This is a genomic window from Parabacteroides sp. FAFU027, assembly GCF_022808675.1.
Lineage (GTDB): Bacteria > Bacteroidota > Bacteroidia > Bacteroidales > UBA7332 > CAXXIC01.
Map to the genome: position 1 here is coordinate 247,706 of NZ_JAKZKV010000001.1, position 18,694 is coordinate 266,399.

General features: G+C 46.2%; 17 protein-coding genes and 1 other RNA gene. 10 read left to right on the top strand and 8 right to left on the bottom strand.

The window, feature by feature from the left end; translation table 11 throughout:
* Positions 1–99: 99 nt before the first annotated feature.
* Entirely contained in the window at positions 100–1,521 is a 1,422-nt protein-coding gene (locus tag MLE17_RS01075) for a hypothetical protein (protein WP_243345545.1), read from the top strand.
* 441 nt (positions 1,522–1,962) lie between these two features.
* Here MLE17_RS01075 and MLE17_RS01080 read toward each other — a convergent pair whose 3' ends face one another.
* Genes MLE17_RS01080 through pyrB form a run of 3 tightly spaced genes read right to left on the bottom strand, consistent with a single transcriptional unit; the run spans position 1,963 to position 3,915 of the window.
* Complete coding sequence (locus MLE17_RS01080) at positions 1,963–2,529, bottom strand: flavin reductase family protein (RefSeq protein WP_243345546.1); 567 nt, start codon at positions 2,527–2,529, stop codon at positions 1,963–1,965.
* Positions 2,526–2,984, bottom strand: coding sequence for an aspartate carbamoyltransferase regulatory subunit (gene pyrI, locus MLE17_RS01085; RefSeq protein WP_243345547.1), 459 nt, complete (start codon positions 2,982–2,984; stop codon positions 2,526–2,528). Before pyrI ends, MLE17_RS01080 begins: the two co-directional genes overlap by 4 nt.
* Before the next feature lie 19 nt (positions 2,985–3,003).
* Positions 3,004–3,915: an aspartate carbamoyltransferase gene (gene pyrB, locus MLE17_RS01090; protein ID WP_243345548.1), complete on the bottom strand. Its 912-nt coding sequence runs from the start codon at positions 3,913–3,915 to the stop codon at positions 3,004–3,006.
* A gap of 446 nt (positions 3,916–4,361) precedes the next feature.
* Between pyrB and MLE17_RS01095 the strand changes: the two genes are divergently transcribed.
* From MLE17_RS01095 to MLE17_RS01105, 3 genes are all read left to right on the top strand, one after another.
* Positions 4,362–4,523 (top strand): hypothetical protein, encoded by a 162-nt coding sequence (locus MLE17_RS01095; protein WP_243345549.1) that lies wholly within the window; start codon positions 4,362–4,364, stop codon positions 4,521–4,523.
* Between the two features lie 155 nt (positions 4,524–4,678).
* Positions 4,679–5,039: RNase P RNA component class A (gene rnpB, locus MLE17_RS01100), an RNA gene on the top strand.
* 116 nt (positions 5,040–5,155) lie between these two features.
* Positions 5,156–6,490: a YihY/virulence factor BrkB family protein gene (locus MLE17_RS01105; RefSeq protein ID WP_410795594.1), complete on the top strand. Its 1,335-nt coding sequence runs from the start codon at positions 5,156–5,158 to the stop codon at positions 6,488–6,490.
* 92 nt (positions 6,491–6,582) lie between these two features.
* Here the strand turns inward: MLE17_RS01105 and MLE17_RS01110 are convergent, their stop codons facing one another.
* Entirely contained in the window at positions 6,583–7,287 is a 705-nt protein-coding gene (locus MLE17_RS01110) for an MgtC/SapB family protein (RefSeq protein WP_243345551.1), read from the bottom strand.
* Between the two features lie 143 nt (positions 7,288–7,430).
* Entirely contained in the window at positions 7,431–9,365 is a 1,935-nt protein-coding gene (locus tag MLE17_RS01115; protein WP_243345552.1) for an ABC-F family ATP-binding cassette domain-containing protein, read from the bottom strand.
* Positions 9,366–9,692: 327 nt separating this feature from the next.
* Between MLE17_RS01115 and MLE17_RS01120 the strand changes: the two genes are divergently transcribed.
* From MLE17_RS01120 to MLE17_RS01130, 3 genes are all read left to right on the top strand, one after another.
* The gene (locus tag MLE17_RS01120) at positions 9,693–10,793 is read left to right on the top strand and encodes a chorismate-binding protein (RefSeq protein ID WP_243345553.1); all 1,101 of its coding nucleotides are present in this window, start codon (positions 9,693–9,695) and stop codon (positions 10,791–10,793) included.
* Between the two features lie 170 nt (positions 10,794–10,963).
* A complete protein-coding gene (gene menD, locus MLE17_RS01125) occupies positions 10,964–12,658 on the top strand; it encodes a 2-succinyl-5-enolpyruvyl-6-hydroxy-3-cyclohexene-1-carboxylic-acid synthase (protein WP_243345554.1) in 1,695 nt (564 codons plus the stop codon).
* Between the two features lie 84 nt (positions 12,659–12,742).
* The gene (locus tag MLE17_RS01130) at positions 12,743–13,333 is read left to right on the top strand and encodes a protein-L-isoaspartate(D-aspartate) O-methyltransferase (protein ID WP_243345555.1); all 591 of its coding nucleotides are present in this window, start codon (positions 12,743–12,745) and stop codon (positions 13,331–13,333) included.
* A gap of 227 nt (positions 13,334–13,560) precedes the next feature.
* Here the strand turns inward: MLE17_RS01130 and MLE17_RS01135 are convergent, their stop codons facing one another.
* The 3 genes from MLE17_RS01135 to MLE17_RS01145 form a co-directional block, all read right to left on the bottom strand.
* On the bottom strand, positions 13,561–14,121 hold the full coding sequence (locus tag MLE17_RS01135; protein WP_243345556.1) for a helix-turn-helix domain-containing protein: 561 nt from the start codon (positions 14,119–14,121) through the stop codon (positions 13,561–13,563).
* A gap of 62 nt (positions 14,122–14,183) precedes the next feature.
* Positions 14,184–14,396, bottom strand: a complete 213-nt coding sequence (locus MLE17_RS01140) for a heavy-metal-associated domain-containing protein (protein ID WP_243345557.1) — start codon at positions 14,394–14,396, stop codon at positions 14,184–14,186.
* A 199-nt stretch (positions 14,397–14,595) separates the two neighbouring features.
* Positions 14,596–16,809, bottom strand: coding sequence for a heavy metal translocating P-type ATPase (locus MLE17_RS01145; protein ID WP_243345558.1), 2,214 nt, complete (start codon positions 16,807–16,809; stop codon positions 14,596–14,598).
* Positions 16,810–17,023: 214 nt separating this feature from the next.
* On the opposite strand from MLE17_RS01145, the gene MLE17_RS01150 reads away from it, so the two are divergent.
* The 3 genes from MLE17_RS01150 (at position 17,024) to MLE17_RS01160 (ending at position 18,665) form a co-directional block, all read left to right on the top strand.
* Positions 17,024–17,659, top strand: a complete 636-nt coding sequence (locus tag MLE17_RS01150; protein WP_243345559.1) for a cation transporter — start codon at positions 17,024–17,026, stop codon at positions 17,657–17,659.
* A 104-nt stretch (positions 17,660–17,763) separates the two neighbouring features.
* On the top strand, positions 17,764–18,369 hold the full coding sequence (locus MLE17_RS01155) for a hypothetical protein (protein ID WP_243345560.1): 606 nt from the start codon (positions 17,764–17,766) through the stop codon (positions 18,367–18,369).
* The gene (locus tag MLE17_RS01160) at positions 18,366–18,665 is read left to right on the top strand and encodes a winged helix-turn-helix domain-containing protein (protein WP_243345561.1); all 300 of its coding nucleotides are present in this window, start codon (positions 18,366–18,368) and stop codon (positions 18,663–18,665) included. The genes MLE17_RS01155 and MLE17_RS01160 overlap by 4 nt, the downstream gene beginning before the upstream one ends.
* The last annotated feature ends 29 nt before the right edge of the window (positions 18,666–18,694 follow it).

The window sequence follows — 18,694 nt, forward strand, 5'->3', positions numbered from 1 at the left end:
TTAAAGATCAGACTATTTTCCCCTATATTTACTTTTTGAATAGTGAAACGACAAAACCCAAACGGCCTTTGGTTGTTGTAGTTAAAAACCGTCCCGCTTATGAATGAACCCATGAATATCCTTTCCGCTAAGGAAAAATCGGTAAGAATCAACCTACATTCGCAGTATTACGGAGCCATCGCTGAGATCGGCGGCGGTCAGGAGACTGCCCGGCATCTCTTTCAGGCCGGAGGAGCATCCAATACCGTGGCCAAAACCATTTCGGCTTATGATAAATCCTTCAGCGACCATTTTTACAACCAGGGGACTCCCTCGCGCTATGTGGCCGAAGAGCGTGTCCGGAAAATGATCGAATACGAATACGATGAACTGATCGAAATACTGGACAAGAAGAATCCGCAGAAGTTTTTCGCCTTTGCCAATACGGTGGAGACGCTCAACTATACCAAAACCAATCAGGGAAACGGCTGGCTGGGGATTGCCGTGGAAGGAACCGACCGCTACAAACCCAACAAAATCGTGATTCACGTCAAACTGCACGAAAACGACACGCTGCTTCAGCAATACACGCTCGGATCGTTGGGCATTAACCTGATTTACGGAGGCTTGTTTATGTGGGAAGAGCCGCGCAAGGTGCTGCTCTCGTTGCTCGACAACCTCGACACCGACCGTGTGGAGGTCGATTACATCTTCGTGGATGGGCCCGACCTGCAATGGTGTGACAATCGCCTGCTCAACCTGATGCTGGTAAGCAACAGCATGACACCGGCCATTATGTTTGACCAGTCGGGACGCGTGCGTCAGCCGGGGGATATGCTCTACAAAAAGAACGTATTGCTGATGCGTGGATTTTTCCGTCCGATCAACAACCTCGCCATCGAGTTTATGGAGGACAGCCTCAACATCTTCAAAGGCGATGAAGATTACCGCCCCGACAATACCATTGCCTTCTGCGAAATTTCGCTGAAATACCTGATGCAAGGGGAAAAACTTGACGACAAAGACTTCCTCGACCGGGTTGACCTCGTAAACATGTCCGGCCACAGCGTCATGGTCTCCAATTTCTACCGTTATTTCAAACTGGTGGATTATTTTGCCCAGTTCAGGATGAATAAATTGCGAGTAGTCCTCGGATTACCAACGTTCGACAAGATTTTCCACAGTTCACAGTACACAGACCTGCGTGGCGGGCTGCTCGAAGCAATGGGAAAGCTGTTTCAGGAAAATGTGAAGCTCTACCTCTACCCCTACACCGACATGGAAACCGGCGATGTTATTTATCCCGAAGATAGCCACTTCAAAGACGAATACCGCTCGTTGTGGCAATATCTCGTCTCGACACGCAAGGTTCTGATTCTTCAGGGCATTCCGGTCAGCCACCTTAAAATCACGGCATCTTATATCTCCAGCCTGATTGAAAATGCTGACGAAAGCCTCCGGGATTATGTACCGGAGAAGATTTTTGAACATATCAAAACGAATCGGCTGTTTGGATATGGGAGGAATATTTCCAGTGAATAGTAACAATCATCCTCAGAAACTGAGTTTCCAGCCCCCGATCAGATCACCCAGGAAACTCAATTTTCAACATAGTTATAGATACAAAGGCTTTATAACGAATAGTGTGGGGTACATTACTTAGGGGAATATTCCCCTATGCTTCGTGTAATTATTTTTGTAGAAAGAATTCTTTTCAAATAATACAGCCACGAATCCACGAATAAAAGTCAGAAACACCAAATGTGTTGATTTTCAAATGAAAATAAAAACTGAACAACACAAATACTTTTCCAAAATTGGAAAAGAAAAGATACTTTCTTATTCGTGGATTCGTGGCTTAGAGATTAAGAATATTTCAGACTTAAATACACTACCCATACCATATAAACCGTTATAGAGCCGACACAAAAAACTCCCGCCTTCATTGCGAAAGCGGGAGTTTTGTATTGAATAGGCAACCATTTATTTCTTCTTCTGTACCGACCAGCCGAACTTGCCGATATGCTCGCCCAACCCGTAATAGTGCCCGTGCGAATAGGCCAGCAGTTTGGATTCATAGAGCTTGAACTCTCCGGTCTCAGGATCGATGTATTTGTCATCGGCCTTCACATTCACCACATCGGCGATAAACATATCGTGGGTACCCAATGCCATCACCTCACGTACACGGCATTCGATGCAGACGGGAGACTCCTCGATGATGGGTGCATTTACCATTGTCGCCTTACCCGGTGTGAGCTTCATCTCCTCAAACTTGTTGAAATCCTTTCCGGAACGCACGCCCACCCAGTCGGTCGCAAACGCCATATCTTCCGTAGTCAGGTTAATGACAAACTCCATATTCTTCTTGAGAATCGGATAAGAGTGACGGCCCGGACGTACCGAGATGTAACACATCGGGGGATCGGAACAAATCGTTCCCACCCAACTTACGGTAATCAGGTTATACTCATCTTCAGTTGCTCCGCAGCTCACGATAGCTGCCGGAACCGGATATATCATGGTTCCCGGTTTAAAATCTACCTTCATCGGATAATCAGATTTTCTTTGTCAAATACTCGTTCGCAATATAGGCATTTCACCACACCCTCCTCTTTATTCACTACCTTGAAGTGGGTCTTCATCGGCTCGTTGTTGGTGATACATTTGGGGTTCGGACATTTCGCGATACCCACCAGTTCACCCGGGAGTTCGATTTTAATCTTCTCCACCACGCGGAAGTTGCGGATCATACTCAGGATCACATTAGGTGCAACCAATGCGATGCGGTCAATTTCCTCTTTATGGAAATAACGGTTGGCAATCTTGATGATTCCTTTCTTACCCAGCTTCTGACTCTCCAGGTTAAATCCAATGGTGATACTATTTGAGCAGCTGTCCAATCCTAAAAGGGAAACAACTTCAAACAGATGTTCGGACGGTATATGGTCAATTACAGTGCCGTTTTCGAGGGCGGCTACCAAAAGTTCTTTTTTACTAGTCATCGTACACATAGTCGTTGATTTACAATAGTCCTAATACGTCGCAGATAATGGCCTGGCGGGCATACATCCCGTTGCGGGCCTGGTCGAAGTAGTAAGCTTTAGGATTGTCATCCACATCAATCGAGATTTCGTTGACGCGGGGCAGCGGATGCAATACACGAAGATTTTCCTTGCTATGTTCCAGCATCGCGTTGTGCAGGGTATAAACGTTTTTCACCTTTTCATATTCCATCAGGTCGGTGAATCGTTCACGTTGCACACGGGTCATATAGAGAATGTCGGACTGGTTAATCACCTCTTCGGTAAAGTCGCTGTACTCGAAGTACATGATATTATGCTTTTTGCAAAAGATCTTATACTCGTCCGGCATCTTCAGCTCTTTTGGCGCTACGAAATGGAAGGTCGGATTGAAATGCGACAGTGCAATCAGCAGCGAGTGTACGGTACGTCCGTACTTGAGGTCTCCCACCATTGTCACTTGAAGGTTCTCGAGCGTGCCCTGCGTTTTGTAGATAGAATAGAGGTCGAGCATGGTCTGAGACGGGTGCTGGTTGGCTCCGTCACCGGCATTTACTACCGGTACATTAGAAACCTCAGAAGCGTAACGCGCTGCCCCTTCGAGGTAGTGACGCATGATGATCAGATCGGCATAGTTGCTCACCATCTTGATGGTGTCTTTCAGGGTCTCGCCTTTCGAAGAACTGGTGGTAGCCGCATCGGTAAAGCCGATAATGCGTCCGCCCAAACGGTTAACGGCGGTCTCGAAACTCAGGCGTGTACGGGTAGAAGGTTCGAAGAAAAGCGTCGCCACCACTTTCCCGTCGAGCAGCTTCTGATTAGGATTCTGCTCAAACTTCTCTGCTTCTTTCAATATCCGGAGGATATCCTCTCTGGAATAATCCTTGATGGATACAAGATTTTTGTGTGTCATATCGGATAGTTGTTTTTATCGCTCGCAATCAGGCAAAAAAAAACCAACCGGAGATTACTTCCGACTGATTTTCCCTTAGAAATATTGAATCATTGATTTCATATTGCTTGCCTTACTCCTGCAAAAGTACAAAATCAAACTCATCTATTCACACTTATTTAGGTAAAAAAGAGTTGTTCTTCGGCAGATTTATTTTCAATGGGAGTCATTTGGAGCAATAGGGAGTTAAATGGAGCTAAATGAAACTCAGAGCCATTACCTGTAATCCTGAAAAGAAGATTTACCCTAATCGACTTCCCATTTTCCAAAATAAAGTAGGATAAATAGAATCCCAACTTATCAAAAATCTTAACCCGGCAAATATAAATGCCAACTCGGTTAAGACAAATGTAATCTCGGTATGCCAAAATACGATCTCAGAAGGTATAAATGCCATCTCGGCTGTTATGGATGTAATCTCGACTTTGCAAAATGCCATCTCGGCAGATATAAATGCCAACTTGCATAAGACAAATGTAATCTCGGTATGTCAAAATACGATCTCGGAAGGTATAAATGCCATCTCGGCTGATATGGATGTAATCTCGACTTTGCAAAATGCGAACTAAGGAGCAAAGAATGCTCATTCACCTCAAAAGAATGAGACCCAGCACCTTTCCACCCCATCTAACGACCTCTTTACGACCTGTGACTCCCGCCAAATGCCACTATTTTCGCCCACCGGCAACCAATTCCCCATATTTTAAACTATCTTTGCACTGATGCAGCAGAACGGTCTGTCGCTCTTCCGGTATAGGAAGGGAGGAAAGTCCGGGCAACACAGAGCACCATGCTTCCTAACGGGAAGGAGTTCGCGAGGGCTGAGTAGCGTAACAGAGAATAACCGCCACGGTTCGCCGCGGTAAGGGTGAAAAGGTGGGGTAAGAGCCCACCGGTCTGGGCAGCAATGTCACGAGCCGTACGCCTCATGGGTTGAAAGATCATGTATACCGACGCACGTAGGGCTGCTCGCCCGATGTCGGGGGGTAGATCGATAGAGCTGCGTAGTGATACGCAGTCAAGACAAATGACAGACATTCCGCTTCGGTGGAGTACAGAACCCGGCTTATAGGTCTGCTGCATTACTTTTTATACTTACGGTAAATTTGCACTCAGATGGAGTCCAGCATTTTTACCTTCTGCGAAAACGACCCTTTTTCTTTTACCTAAAAATGCTCTCCCCATGGCTAAAGAAAATCAAATCATTCAAAAGTCTAAATCCCTGATAGAATTTGTCACTACCGACATCTGGCGAATCTCAGAAACGGAACTCAGCAAAAGTAAACGACGGCTATATACGTTGCTCAAAGCGCTGACTGTATCCATCCGACGCTTCGATGAGGATGACCTCCAGACCAGAGCTTCGGCACTGACATACAGCACGCTGCTTGCCATCGTTCCTATCCTGGCATTGCTGTTTGCTATTGCCAACGGACTGGGATTTAAAACACTGATCGAGACCCAGTTGATGGACTACTTCCCCGGGCAAAAGGTAGTACTGGAAAAAGGATTGGAATTTGCCTCTTCTTACCTGGAAAGTGCTAAAGGAGGAGTATTCGTAGGAATTGGTATTATCATGTTAATTTGGGCCGTGATCGTATTGATCAGCCACATTGAGAATGCCTTCAACGACATCTGGCTGGTAAAAAAACCCCGCTCCTACTACCGGAAGTTTACTGACTACCTATCTCTGTTTCTCATCCTGCCGGTGCTGATGATTGCGTCCAGCGGAGTCTCTATATTCATCACAACAGCGCTCGAAAGCCTCAAAGAGTTTCAGGTAATCAGTCCGGTAATCGGGATTTTCATACGTTTTATTCCATTTATCATTACCTGGTTGATTTTCCTCTCTATCTACATATTTATTCCCAACACCAAGGTCTCTTTCAAACATGCTTTAATACCTGCACTATTGATCTGTATTGCTTTTCAGGTATTTCAGTACCTCTATATCGGCGGACAGATTTGGGTGACAAGATACAATGCGATTTATGGTAGTTTCGCCGCGCTTCCGTTATTGTTATTGTGGCTTCAGGTCTCCTGGCTAATTACACTTTTTGGTGCCGAGCTCTGCTATGCCTCGCAAAATATTCACAATTTCTACTTCGAAAAAGACACGAAACACATCAGCCGCCGCTACAAGGATTTCGTAACGTTGCTGATTGCCTCCATTGTTATCAAACAGTTTGAGAACGGAGGTAAACCGTTACGGGCAAAAGACATTTCCCAGGCTCACCATATCCCTATCCGCCTGACTCAGGATGTACTTTATCTTTTATCTGAAATCGAAATTATCAATGAATCGCTGGATGAAGATATTGACGAACAGATTTACCAGCCGGCATTGGATATCAATAAAATAACTGTGGGACTGTTGCTTTCCCGGCTCGATTTGCACGGCTCGGAAGTGTTTAGGATTGACTCCCAGAGTAAATTCTATTCCCAATGGAAATCCCTGCTGAAAAGCCGTGAAGAGATGCTGGTTTCGGCAAACGAGACGTTGATTAAGGATTTGGTCATTGAAGAAAAGAGATAACGCCAATCGGTTCTACCATAAAATTGAGCCCCGGATATACGATGCAAGACGTAAATCCGGGGCTTATTATTTATTGCAAATCAAAGGATGAATCAGGCTACTATTCTGACAGATGTGACTGCATCAAGCTTTCTCAACTGCTCGAAAAGAAGTACGTAATCGGTTTTTATTTTTACATAGACACTAAAATGTAGTTCGGTGACATTCCGGTGAAAATCCTGTTCGATGAAAATGTCATGTATCGACACGCCATGTTTTCTCAATAATTCTTCCACTTCTGCTTTCCTGACTAACAAGTCACTAAAAACCAGAATGACCGTTTTGGAGTTCCATTCAATCATGACCTTCCTTTCGAAATTGGCCATATTAATCAGGATAAAAAGCGTTATGACCATCCCTGCCAGAGAAACCTCATACATCCCGGCTCCGATAGCCAGTCCCAATGCTGCCACCATCCAGATGGAAGCGGCTGTGGTCATGCCTTTAATCGCTCCCCGGCTTTGAATAATCGCCCCGGCACCAAGAAAACCAATTCCGGTAATCACCTGCCCGGCTACCCGTGTCGGGTCGGAGCTATACGTCCCCCAAAAGACCTGTGGTAAATAAAGAGATATCAGCATCATTACTGTGGAGCCGACGCAAATCAGCGTGAAGGTACGGAATCCGGCATAGTGCTTGCTGTGTTGGCGCTCATAACCAATTATTCCACCGATGATAAGACTGAGCGCAAGCCTGAACATTGAGGTCTCAAAAGTGACCTCTCTGGAATAAATGATATCGGTTAGCCAGGTTGACATGGTAGTAGGTTTTTAAGGAGTTTATGGAAGGAAATGGAGGAAAAGGTCTTTCCATTTCCGGTTATCGAACCTTTCTATGAGTGAAAGGTTCGGGTGGCATTCGAAAGGTTCGCTCATAGAGAACCTTTCAATATATGATAAAATCAGCCTTTTATTTCGTCCAGTTCCATGGTCAGGTCCGTCCAGCGGTCCATTTCAGCGGAAAGCTTTTGTTTCAATGCCCCGTGTTGCGTGTAAAGAGAAACATCCGATGCGCCTTCCGGAGTTGCCATTTTTTCTTCCAATACTGAAATCTCCGTTTCGATTTTCTCTATCTGTTTTTCGGCATCGGCAATCGACTTCTCGATTTTACGGATTTGCTTACTGAACTCTTTACGCGCTTCGTAACTTTCCTGACCGGAACTTTTCGAAGCCTCTACGGTTGCAGCTTCTTTGTCTGCGACAGTTTTACGTTCCAGTTCCTGAAGGTTTTCCATCTTCTTTTTCTCGAGGAAAGCGTAGATTCCGCCAAGGTGTTCGGTCACTTTCTGATTACCGAACTCATAGACTTTATCCACCAGTCCGTCAAGAAATTCACGGTCATGCGAGACGACAATCACCGTACCGTCAAAGTCTTTGATAGCACCTTTGAGCACATCCTTCGAACGCATATCGAGGTGGTTGGTCGGCTCATCGAGAATCAGCAGGTTAACCGGTTCCAGCAGCAAACGAATCATTGCCAAACGGCTACGTTCACCTCCCGAAAGCACCTTCACCTTCTTGTCCGAAGCCTCTCCGCCAAACATGAATGCGCCGAGAATATCCCGGATTTTGGTACGGATGTCTCCGACTGCAACATAGTCAATGGTCTCAAAAACGGTCAGGTTCTCATCAAGCAACTGCGCCTGGTTCTGGGCAAAATAACCAATCTTAACATTGTGACCCAGCTTTAGAACGCCCGAAAAACCGGTTTCGTTCATGATACATTTTACTAAAGTTGACTTCCCTTCACCGTTCTTGCCGACAAACGCCACCTTCTCTCCCCGCTTGATGGTAAAGTTGGCATTGGCAAAGACCAGATAATCATCATAGTACTTGGTCAAATCATCTGCAATCACCGGATAATCACCCGAACGGGGTGCCGGTGGAAATCGCAGGCTGAGTGCAGAACGGTCGATTTCATCAATTTCGATTCGCTCGATTTTATCCAGTTGCTTGATGCGCGACTGTACTTGTACCGATTTGGTTGACTTGTAGCGGAAACGTTCGATAAAGGCTTCGGTATCTGCAATCTGTTTCTGCTGGTTTTCATAAGCGCGAAGCTGCTGCTCACGGCGTTCTTCGCGCAGCACCACATATTTGGAATAGGAAACTTTATAATCATGGATGTCCCCCAGCGAAATCTCAATAGTACGGGTAGTCACGTTATCGAGAAAGGCACGGTCGTGCGACACCAGCACCACAGCATTGGCACGCGTCGACAGAAACTGTTCCAACCACTGGATAGACTCGATATCGAGGTGGTTGGTCGGCTCATCGAGCAGCAACACATCCGGCTGACGCATCAGCAATTTAGCCAACTCAATACGCATACGCCATCCTCCGCTGAACTCCGAAGTAGGCCGGTCAAAATCACTGCGTTTGAAGCCCAATCCCATCAGCGTCTTTTCGATATCTGCCATGTAATTGGCAAAACCCATCATGGCCAGTTGTTCGTTGGCATGGGTCACCCGGTCAATCAGTTTGTGGTAGGAATCAGACTCGTAATCGGTGCGTTCCGCCAGTTCGAGATTCATCTTCTCAATCTCTTTTTCCTTATCAAAAAGATGCTTGAATGCCTGCTCGGCTTCCTCAATCACGGTGCGGCTGTTATCATGCACCATGTGCTGGGGCAGATAGCCGATAGTCACCTCTTTGGGGTAGCTGACGTTTCCGCGTGTCGGAGTCTGCACACCTGCCAAAATCTTCAGCATGGTACTCTTTCCGGCACCGTTTTTACCGACCAGACCGATGCGGTCTTTCTTGTTTATTACGTATGTGATGTCGTCCAACAGTGTAAAACCGCCAAACTCTACGGTCAATCCTTCTACTGAAATCATTATTCTGAAATCTATTTTAATGGGTAGTTTCGGGAAAATAATAAACTGCAAATCCATCGTATCGACCCTCTTTCCATGAGCGAAAGGGTCGAATTGCACTCGACTGGTTCGCTCATAGAGAACCTGTCGATAGTGAAGATTCTCAATATATTCCTGAAACGGAGCACAAAGATAGCCCAATTTTCGCAGGGTAAAAAAGGGGAAGAGCAAACAAATCCCCTATCCCACTCCTCTCTTTGCCGAATTTCCCCTACCTTTGCGGGAATTGAAAATGCAAAATCGTCTCCGGCGCTAAAAACCGGTGGATTTACGCCCTTTTCCTGAGAAATGAATTTATCCGACATTCAACATATTTGCCTCAATAACGGGATTCCCTTCTACAGCTACCGGATGCCACAAAGCAACGTGGTGGTGACGGGCTTACAACTCTCTCCGGATGTAGAGTCTTTTACCGGTTTTGCAGGACATCAGCAGGGATTTGTGATCGCTCCGTTTGATACGGAAAACCATTTGCCCTCTCTCTTTATCCGCGGGGAGATTATTTTTGAGAATAACGACCTGACGGCTAAAGATTCCGAAAGATTGAAGGCCATTCATTACACTCATCCTGCCCCGAAAGAGGAAATCTTCGAAATTTCAAAATCAGATTACATAAAACAAGCTGACGGACTTATCCGAAAACTGGCTGACGGTGAATTGCAAAAAGTGGTGCTTTCGCGCATCATTCATCACTCCAAAGGTTCACAGTTGGATGCTCCGACCATCTTCGAAGCGCTTACCCGCTCCTATCCGCATGCTTTCGTTTCGCTGTTTCATATTCCGGGAAAATGCACCTGGTTGGGCGCAACTCCCGAAACGCTCCTCTCTGTATCTGAAAATAGCCTCCGTACCATGTCATTGGCCGGAACCAAAAAGAAGGATGCCGCTATTGAATGGACGGTAAAGGAGAAAGAAGAACAGCAGATGGTAACCGATTTTGTGGAACAGGTTTTGGGAAAATTCAACGGACTGGAAATTTCTATCGACGGCCCCAAAGAGGTGGAAGCTGGCAATCTCTGCCACCTGATGACGGCATTCGATTGCAAAGGCAAACTTTCACCGGAGGATTTAGGCAAATTGGTCAGCGAATTGCACCCAACCCCGGCTGTGTGCGGACTTCCCAAGTCGGCATCGATGCAACTGATACGTGAAACGGAACAGCACGACCGTGAGTATTATGCCGGATTTATAGGTCCTGTTGTGGGTGAAAATATCGACCTGTTTGTCAACCTGCGCTGCATGAAGCTGATGAAAGAAAGTGTCGCCTTCTATGTCGGAGGCGGATTGACTGCCCTCTCCGACCCGGAATCGGAATGGCAGGAAACTTGCCTGAAAGCGGAGACGCTTTCGCGGTTTGTGGAGATGAACGCAAAGGAGCTAAGTCGCTAAGGGGCATATTAATATTTTATCACAGAGGACACTGAGTTTTTGCACAGAGAACCACAGAGAAGGTTTTCTAAACCTCTGTGGTTCTCCGTGATTTTCTCTGTGAATCTCTGTGATATAAACCAATTCAAATAACATCATCAGGCGTCACCACGCCATTTCGATAAAAAACTATGACCAGCACATCAGATAAAGAGACCGTACAAATCATTGTTGACCTTTGCGCCCGAAAAGGCGTGAAACGGGTGGTAATCTCTCCGGGGTCGCGCAATGCACCACTTTCCATCACTTTCAACCGCGACAAGCGCATCGAATGTTTCGTGATTGTGGACGAACGCAGTGCGGCATTCTTTGCCCTCGGCATGGCGCAGAAATCAGGCGAACCGGTCGGGCTGGTTTGTACCTCAGGAACAGCGTTGCTCAACTACGCTCCCGCCGTGGCCGAGGCTTTTTATCAGCGCATTCCGCTGGTGGTACTTTCGGCAGACCGTCCGACCGAGTGGATTGGTCAGGATGACAGCCAGGCCATCAACCAGCAACTGGTTTTTGCCAATTTCACCAAATACAACTGCCAGTTGCCGTCTGAAGTGACCTGCGCCGACGAAGCCTGGCATGTGAACCGTAGCGTAAACGAAGCCATCAACGCAGCTACATCGGGGCGCAAAGGACCAGTGCACATCAACATTCCTTTGCGGGAGCCACTTTACGGAACGATGTCGGCTAACGAAAAGTCGCAACGAACATTTACCCTGTTTGAACCGGAATCTGTCCTTTCGCAGCAAGCGATTTCCGAACTACAGAAACGTTGTGTTCAAAGCCCCAACATCCTGATTCTGGCCGGATTTTTACCTAAAGAATCAGGCGAAGCAGCAAATGCAATCATCAGGAAAATCGAGTCTCTACCCAATGTTGTGGTACTGGCAGAACCAATATCCAATATCCAAAGTAAAAAATCCATCAGCACCATCGACCGTGTGCTGAATACTTTTTCGATAGAAGAGGCGCAGAATTTCCGGCCTGACCTGTTGATTTCGTTTGGCGGTGCTTTGGTTTCGAAGCAAATCAAGACTTTCCTCAAAAAATACCCGCCCCGCGAGCATTGGTACATCGGCAAAGGAGAATCGCACATCGATACTTTCCGCCAACTGACGGCATTGATACAAACAGAACCGGCCGCTTTCTTGGAGCAGCTTTTTGCCAATATTTCTCTTCCGGAAACTGACTTTGCCAGCCGTTGGCAAGCGAAAGCCGAACTGGCAACGGAACGCCACGATGCCTTTATGCAGACCGCCGAATGGAGCGACTTGAAGGCTTTTGACATCATCAACAACGCTTTGCCTGAAGGTTCTGACCTGCAATTGGGAAACAGTTCTGCTGTCCGTTACGGACACCTTTTTGAGCAAAGAAACATCAACAGCATACAGAGCAACCGCGGTACCAGCGGCATTGACGGCTCTACTTCGACAGCAATCGGAGCAGCATGGCTGAATGATAACATCACCACCTTTATCAGCGGCGACATCAGTTTTTTCTATGATTCGAATGCCTTTTGGAACAAATACCTTTCGCCCAACCTGCGCGTAATTGTAGTGAAAAACGGCGGTGGTGGCATTTTCCGGTATATCCCCGGACCTTCGTCGGTACAGGAGCTGGACGACTATTTCGAAACGGCTCAGGATGTGAATGTGGAAGGGATTGCCCGGTTGTACAACCTGCCCTTTTACCGGGTGACGAATGCAGAAGAGCTGGAACAGGTTCTGCCTAAATTCTTTGCTTCGCATGAACAGCCGCCTATATTAGAAATTCTGACACCGAGGAAGGTAAATGATGAGGTTCTGAGAAAATATTTCGCAGCGATGCGAAAATAAGAAATGAAGTCCGGAAATGAGTAATCAACGCTCATTTCCGGACTTTTTCTTTAGCTAAAGCGTTATAAGAGAAAGCCATTAGTTATGCACTTCTCTATCCAGCAAATCTACAAAATCATGAATGAGGTGGGCCGGAGAAACTTCCTTCCTTCTGAACTCAAATACCTCGCCGACATCGAAGAGGCTCTTCCCATCGGCCATGACCAGACCATTTCCCAACCTTACATCGTGGCATTTATGACGGCTGCCCTTTCACCGGACAAAGACGACAAAGTGCTGGAAATCGGTACCGGGAGCGGCTTTCAGGCGGCGGTACTGGCCAAACTGGCTCATAAAATTTATACGGTGGAAATCATTAAAACACTGGCCGATGAAGCCCGGGAGCGCCTGTTTCAATTGGGCTATGAGAATGTATTTGTGCAGCACGGCGACGGCTACTGGGGATGGAACGAACAGGCGCCATACGATTGCATCATCGTGACGGCCTGTGCTGAGACGGTCCCCCAAACGTTGATTGACCAACTCAAACTGGGTGGTCGCATGATTATCCCGGTCGGACCGGTACATGGGGCGCAGAGTCTGGTCTTGATTCAGAAAGATGAAGCGGGGGTAATCTCCTCAAAAAATGTACTGGCGGTGCGTTTCGTTCCATTTACCAGAAATATCAGGTTGTAGGAAAGAGGATCTCAAAGTTCTGAGTTGTCGCAAAATTGCAGCGGCTCAGAACTTGAAGTTCCTGAGTCCTGCAAAATTGCAGGGGATAATTTCACCAAGTTCTGAGCTCCTGCAATTTGCAGCAGTCAGGATCCGGTTGAAATCGGGCCCTGCAAATTTGCAGGAGATAATTTCATGAAGTTTTCATCTGCTGCAAATTGCAGGAGATATTCTCGCAAAGTTCTCATTTAAACCTCATCCAGTGGTTTCCGGGGCTTTACCTTCAACTGCTTGTAGTGCGACGGAGTCATTCCGGTCTCCTTTTTGAAGCGGCTGGAGAGATAGGCCACGCTGCTGTACCCCATTTTATCGGATATTTCAGCCAGCGAAAGCTCTTCATAGGCAAGCAACTCCTTCACCCGTTCTATCTTTTGCAAAATGATATAACGCTCTATGGTCATGCCTTCCATCTCGGAGAAAAGATTACTCAGGTAGGTGTAATCGCGGTTCAGCTGGCTTTCGATAAATTCAGAATAGTTCGTTTTAGGCTGCTCCTCGGAATAATGCACCAACTTCACTACGGCATTTTTGATCCTTTCCACCATCCGTTCCGGCGTATTCTCAATGAGCTCAAAGCCCAGTTCTTTCAAACGCACAGCCAGTAAATCCATTTGTCCGCTTGTTAATTCCCGGTCAAGTTCCACCATACCCAAGTCAATGGAGCTGGCAGGAAATCCCAACTCCTTAAGCAGCCCGTCAAGCGCCATGACGCAACGGTTGCACACCATATTTTTGACGTATATCTTCATCGGTCACGGATTCTTTTTCTCAAAAGTAGGGCTTTTCTCTTTTGTTTCCTGAAAATGAAGAGTTAATCAATCTTTTCGGCCTGATAACCGAAGCCATTCAACGCGCCAATAATTTCTTCCGCAGCTACGGAATCGGGTTCCACTGTCAATACTTTGGCAGGAACAGTTACATCTACGCTCCAGTTTCCGTCACCGACCAGTTTATCGAGCAGGGCTGATACTTTTGCTACACAGTTGTTGCAGTTGAGGCTGGTTTTGAATTTTAATGTTGCCATAATCTATTGTTTTTTGTTTGTTTGTAAAATGCTTTGTTATCTGAGGTTGAACCCTTTCAGGGTTCAGTTTTGCTTAGTGTTTTTTTTCCACGGGTTTTACCCGTGGTTATTGAAATTCAATCCCTTCAGGATTACTAAAGTCAGCATTCGGTTCGACTCCTCCCCTTTGGGGAGGCCGGGTGGGGTCTCCCTCACCCCCTCAATCCTTCATTCCCTTCAATCGGAGGCTATTCGTCACCACCGACACCGAGCTAAACGCCATCGCCGCCCCGGCAATCATCGGATTCAGCATAAATCCGAACACCGGATAAAGTGCACCCGCAGCGATTGGAATCCCGATGAGGTTATAGATAAATGCCCAAAAGAGATTCTGGTGTATGGTGCGCACCGTCTGTTTGGACAGGCGAATGGCTTGTAAAATCAGGCGAAGGTCTGAGGAAATAATGGTCATCTTGGCCACATCCATCGCAATGTCGGAGCCTTTCCCCATCGCAATACTAACATCAGCCTGTGCCAATGCGTGCGAATCGTTGATGCCGTCCCCCACCATCGCGACTATTTTACCCTCTCGTTGAAGTTGTTGGATAAATCCGGCTTTATCAGCAGGCATCACTTCGGATTGGAAATGATTGACTCCAACCGATTGGGCAACAGCCCGTGCCGTCTGTTCATGGTCACCGGTCAGCATATAAACTTCGATGCCTTCGTTTTGCAGGTCGCGAATGGCTTCAGTAGAGGTCGGTTTTATCCGGTCGGCAATGGCAAAAGCAGCCAGTAATTCATTTTCCCGGGAAAAGAAAACGACCGTTTTGGCCTGTTGTTGCCACGATTCGATTTGACGTTGCATGTCATCAGCTATCGATACGTCCGCTTCACGACAAAGCTTTTCATTCCCCACGAAATAGTTTTGATCCTTATATTCTGCCTGAACACCTTTCCCCGTGAGGCTTTCAAAGCGAGACAAAGGCAGTCTTTCCCCGCTGTCTGGCAACGCATGAATGACCGCTTCTGCCAAGGGATGTTCAGACTGCTTTTCGATGGATAACAAAATCTGCCCCGAGTCCTTTTGCTCTTCGTCAGGAACCGTCCACAACAGATCGGTCACTTCCGGTTTTCCCTCCGTGATGGTTCCGGTTTTGTCCAGCACCACAGCATTCACACGAAGAGCCAGCTCCAGGCTCTCAGCATCTTTAATCAGGATTCCCTGCGAAGCGCCTTTGCCCATTCCCACCATAATCGCCGTGGGCGTGGCAAGTCCAAGAGCGCAAGGACAGGCAATCACCAATACCGTCACCATCGCCAGCAACGCTTGTGTAAAAGCATTTTCCCCACCAAAAATCATCCAGAGTGTAAAGCTCAGGATTGCGATCAAAAGAATCACCGGCACAAAGATTCCGGCTATTTTATCCACCAATTTCTGCACCGGAGCTTTGCTTCCCTGCGCCTCCTGCACCATTTTGATGATTTGTGCCAATATCGTTTCACCCCCCACCTTTTCTGCTTCAAAGACGAAACTACCTTTTTGATTGACCGTCCCGGCAAAAATTTTATCTCCGGGCATTTTCTCAACGGGCAATGATTCTCCCGTTATGGTGCTTTCGTCCACAAATGAAGTGCCGGAAACAATTACGCCATCAACAGCTATCCGTTCGCCCGGTTTCACCAATAGTCTGAAACCGACCTTCACCTGCGAGACGGGGATCTCCATTTCCGGCTCACCTTCGGCTACGAGCGTAACGGTTTTGGGTTGCAGGCCGATGAGTTTCTTTATAGCTGAAGAAGTCACGGACTTTGCCCGCTCTTCCAATAATTTGCCCAACATCACAAAGGCAATCACCACCGCCGAAGCCTCGTAATAGACATGCGGATGCAAACCGCGACTGTGCCAAAATTCGGGGTAAACCGTGTTGAAAAGGCTGAAAAGAAAAGCAATGCCGGTGCTCATAGCGACCAGCGTATCCATATTGGAACGCCCTTTCAGTGCCAGACGAGTGGCATTGACAAAAAACTTCCGGCCAAAGATAGTCAGCACAGGCAGGGTCAATGCCATCATAATCCAGTTGGCATAAGGGATATCCATCAGCAACATTCCGATAATCACCACCGGCACGGAGAAGACTCCGGCCAGAATCGTGTTACGCTGCATCTGTATATATTGTGTGCGGTGAATCTCTTCCACTTGCTCGCCTGCCTCTTCTTCAACCAACAAGTCGTAGCCGACATTATTCAATACCGATTTCAATGCTTCGGGCGAGGTTTTGTTCGGGTCGTATTCAATCATCGCCATGGCATTGGCCAAATTGACCGAAACGGACGATACTCCTTGCTGCATCTTCAGCACGCTCTCCACGCTGGCTGAGCAGGAGGCGCAACTCATTCCCATGACCGGGAAACTTTTCTTTATGGTTGACATACATGTTAGGGTTTGAGGGATTGATTAATTGAGGGATTGAATCCCTTCGGCACTTTATCCTGATTGCAAAGTTAAAGCCGCATTGAGCGGAATTTGTTATACTATCAGACTATTTACTTATAAGATTTACAGGTTTAATGACTAAAACTAATTGAAACAGTACAATACAAACCTTTTAGAAGTAAGTTTGTTCTGAAAAATTAAAAACAAAGCTATGACTGAAAAGGAACAAATACTCTACAAAAAGGCTTATGCACTGAGCCTCTTCACCATCTTCTATAATGTAGTCGAAGGAGTTGTTTCGATGATTCTGGGATATTCCGATGATACGTTGACGCTATTTGGCTTCGGGGTGGATAGTTTTATTGAGGTGATGTCGGGCATTGGCATTGCGGTGATGATTCGCCGTATCGGTAAAAATCCGGATAGCCCGAAGAGCTATTTCGAAATCACGGCGCTCAAAATCACCGGTACGGCATTTTATCTCTTATCAGCAGGTTTGCTGGCGGGAATTGTGGTAAATATCATCACACACCACAAACCGGAAACTACCCTCTGGGGAATTGTGATTTCGCTGATCTCCATCCTGGTAATGATATGGCTGATGAATGCCAAAAAGCTGATCGGACACCAGCTCGATTCCTCACCCATCCTTGCCGATGCCAATTGCACCAGGGTGTGCGTCTATATGTCGGTAGTATTATTGATGTCAAGCCTGATTTACGAACTAACCGGATTTGCCTATGCTGATGCAATCGGTGCGGCTGGTTTGATTTATTTCTCCATTATGGAAGGGAAAGAAGCCTTTGAAAAAGCAAAAGGTAAAGCGTGTTGCTGCGATTGTGATTGACCGAACACTTTTTTATTGATATATATTTCCCATTTATTTTCTCTCTTTTTTCTTGCATAATAAATTCTTATCCCATTACTTTGCATTTCAAAGTACTTTATCTTATGAAAAACGACGAAGCATTAGAATCTATAAAGGAGATTCGAGAAATGATGAACCGCTCCTCCAAATGCCTATCTTTAAGCGGTATATCAGGAGTATTTATTGGTTGTTATGCTCTTTTGGGGGCATATTCCATTCACTATATTTTATTAGAAATGACTGCTCTCCATACGACAGAGCGTAAAATTTATGTTGCAGCTATAGCAATAGTTATACTTCTGATATCTGTATTAACAGCCGTCATTCTATCTAAACGAAAAGCCCGTAAAAAGGGCGATTCCATATTCTCAGCTACGGCTATAAAAATACATAAGACCTTATTTACAGGACTTTTACCAGGAGGAATCCTATCAATAGCTATGGGAATATCTGACCATTCACAGTATATTACAACTGTAATGCTTTTGTTTTATGGACTGGCAATGGTTAATGCTTCACATTACACCTACCGGGACATTCGTTTCCTTGGTTATTCATTTCTGGCTACAGGATTTGTGAATTGTTTTCTTACCGAATACTCTCTTGAAATCTGGTGTTTAGGATTTGGACTTCTTCACATCATCTATGGAATCGTAATGTATTTCAAATACGAAAAAGCCGTCGAATGAAAAACCCGATTGAAAAGCTCAATAAAGCCTTCGAAAGTAAAGTTCGATTAGGGATAATGTCAACGCTTATGGTCAATGAAAGCGTTGACTTTAACTCCCTTAAATCATGGCTGAACCTGACAGACGGTAATCTCTCCAGCCACATCAAGGGGTTGGAAGAATTGGGGTATATTGAAGTTCGTAAGCAATTTGTAGGTAAAAAACCCAATACAACCTACCACATTACCGATGCTGGTAAAATTGCTTTCGAAGAGCACATTAACGGCCTTGAAGCCTTACTTAAAAGTATGGGATAATTTTTTTGCACATTCACTTTGCATTTCAG

What these genes read in the sequence shown, in the direction of transcription:
- MLE17_RS01140 (WP_243345557.1), bottom strand. Translation starts at nt 14,396, where the DNA reads ATGGCAACATTAAAATTCAAAACCAGCCTCAACTGCAACAACTGTGTA.
- MLE17_RS01080 (WP_243345546.1), bottom strand. Translation starts at nt 2,529, where the DNA reads ATGAAGGTAGATTTTAAACCGGGAACCATGATATATCCGGTTCCGGCA.
- MLE17_RS01155 (WP_243345560.1), top strand. Translation starts at nt 17,764, where the DNA reads ATGAAAAACGACGAAGCATTAGAATCTATAAAGGAGATTCGAGAAATG.
- MLE17_RS01095 (WP_243345549.1), top strand. Translation starts at nt 4,362, where the DNA reads ATGGATGTAATCTCGACTTTGCAAAATGCCATCTCGGCAGATATAAAT.
- menD (WP_243345554.1), top strand. Translation starts at nt 10,964, where the DNA reads ATGACCAGCACATCAGATAAAGAGACCGTACAAATCATTGTTGACCTT.
- MLE17_RS01130 (WP_243345555.1), top strand. Translation starts at nt 12,743, where the DNA reads ATGCACTTCTCTATCCAGCAAATCTACAAAATCATGAATGAGGTGGGC.
- MLE17_RS01110 (WP_243345551.1), bottom strand. Translation starts at nt 7,287, where the DNA reads ATGTCAACCTGGCTAACCGATATCATTTATTCCAGAGAGGTCACTTTT.
- MLE17_RS01115 (WP_243345552.1), bottom strand. Translation starts at nt 9,365, where the DNA reads ATGATTTCAGTAGAAGGATTGACCGTAGAGTTTGGCGGTTTTACACTG.
- MLE17_RS01145 (WP_243345558.1), bottom strand. Translation starts at nt 16,809, where the DNA reads ATGTCAACCATAAAGAAAAGTTTCCCGGTCATGGGAATGAGTTGCGCC.
- MLE17_RS01135 (WP_243345556.1), bottom strand. Translation starts at nt 14,121, where the DNA reads ATGAAGATATACGTCAAAAATATGGTGTGCAACCGTTGCGTCATGGCG.
- MLE17_RS01160 (WP_243345561.1), top strand. Translation starts at nt 18,366, where the DNA reads ATGAAAAACCCGATTGAAAAGCTCAATAAAGCCTTCGAAAGTAAAGTT.
- pyrB (WP_243345548.1), bottom strand. Translation starts at nt 3,915, where the DNA reads ATGACACACAAAAATCTTGTATCCATCAAGGATTATTCCAGAGAGGAT.
- MLE17_RS01120 (WP_243345553.1), top strand. Translation starts at nt 9,693, where the DNA reads ATGAATTTATCCGACATTCAACATATTTGCCTCAATAACGGGATTCCC.
- pyrI (WP_243345547.1), bottom strand. Translation starts at nt 2,984, where the DNA reads ATGACTAGTAAAAAAGAACTTTTGGTAGCCGCCCTCGAAAACGGCACT.
- MLE17_RS01075 (WP_243345545.1), top strand. Translation starts at nt 100, where the DNA reads ATGAATGAACCCATGAATATCCTTTCCGCTAAGGAAAAATCGGTAAGA.
- MLE17_RS01150 (WP_243345559.1), top strand. Translation starts at nt 17,024, where the DNA reads ATGACTGAAAAGGAACAAATACTCTACAAAAAGGCTTATGCACTGAGC.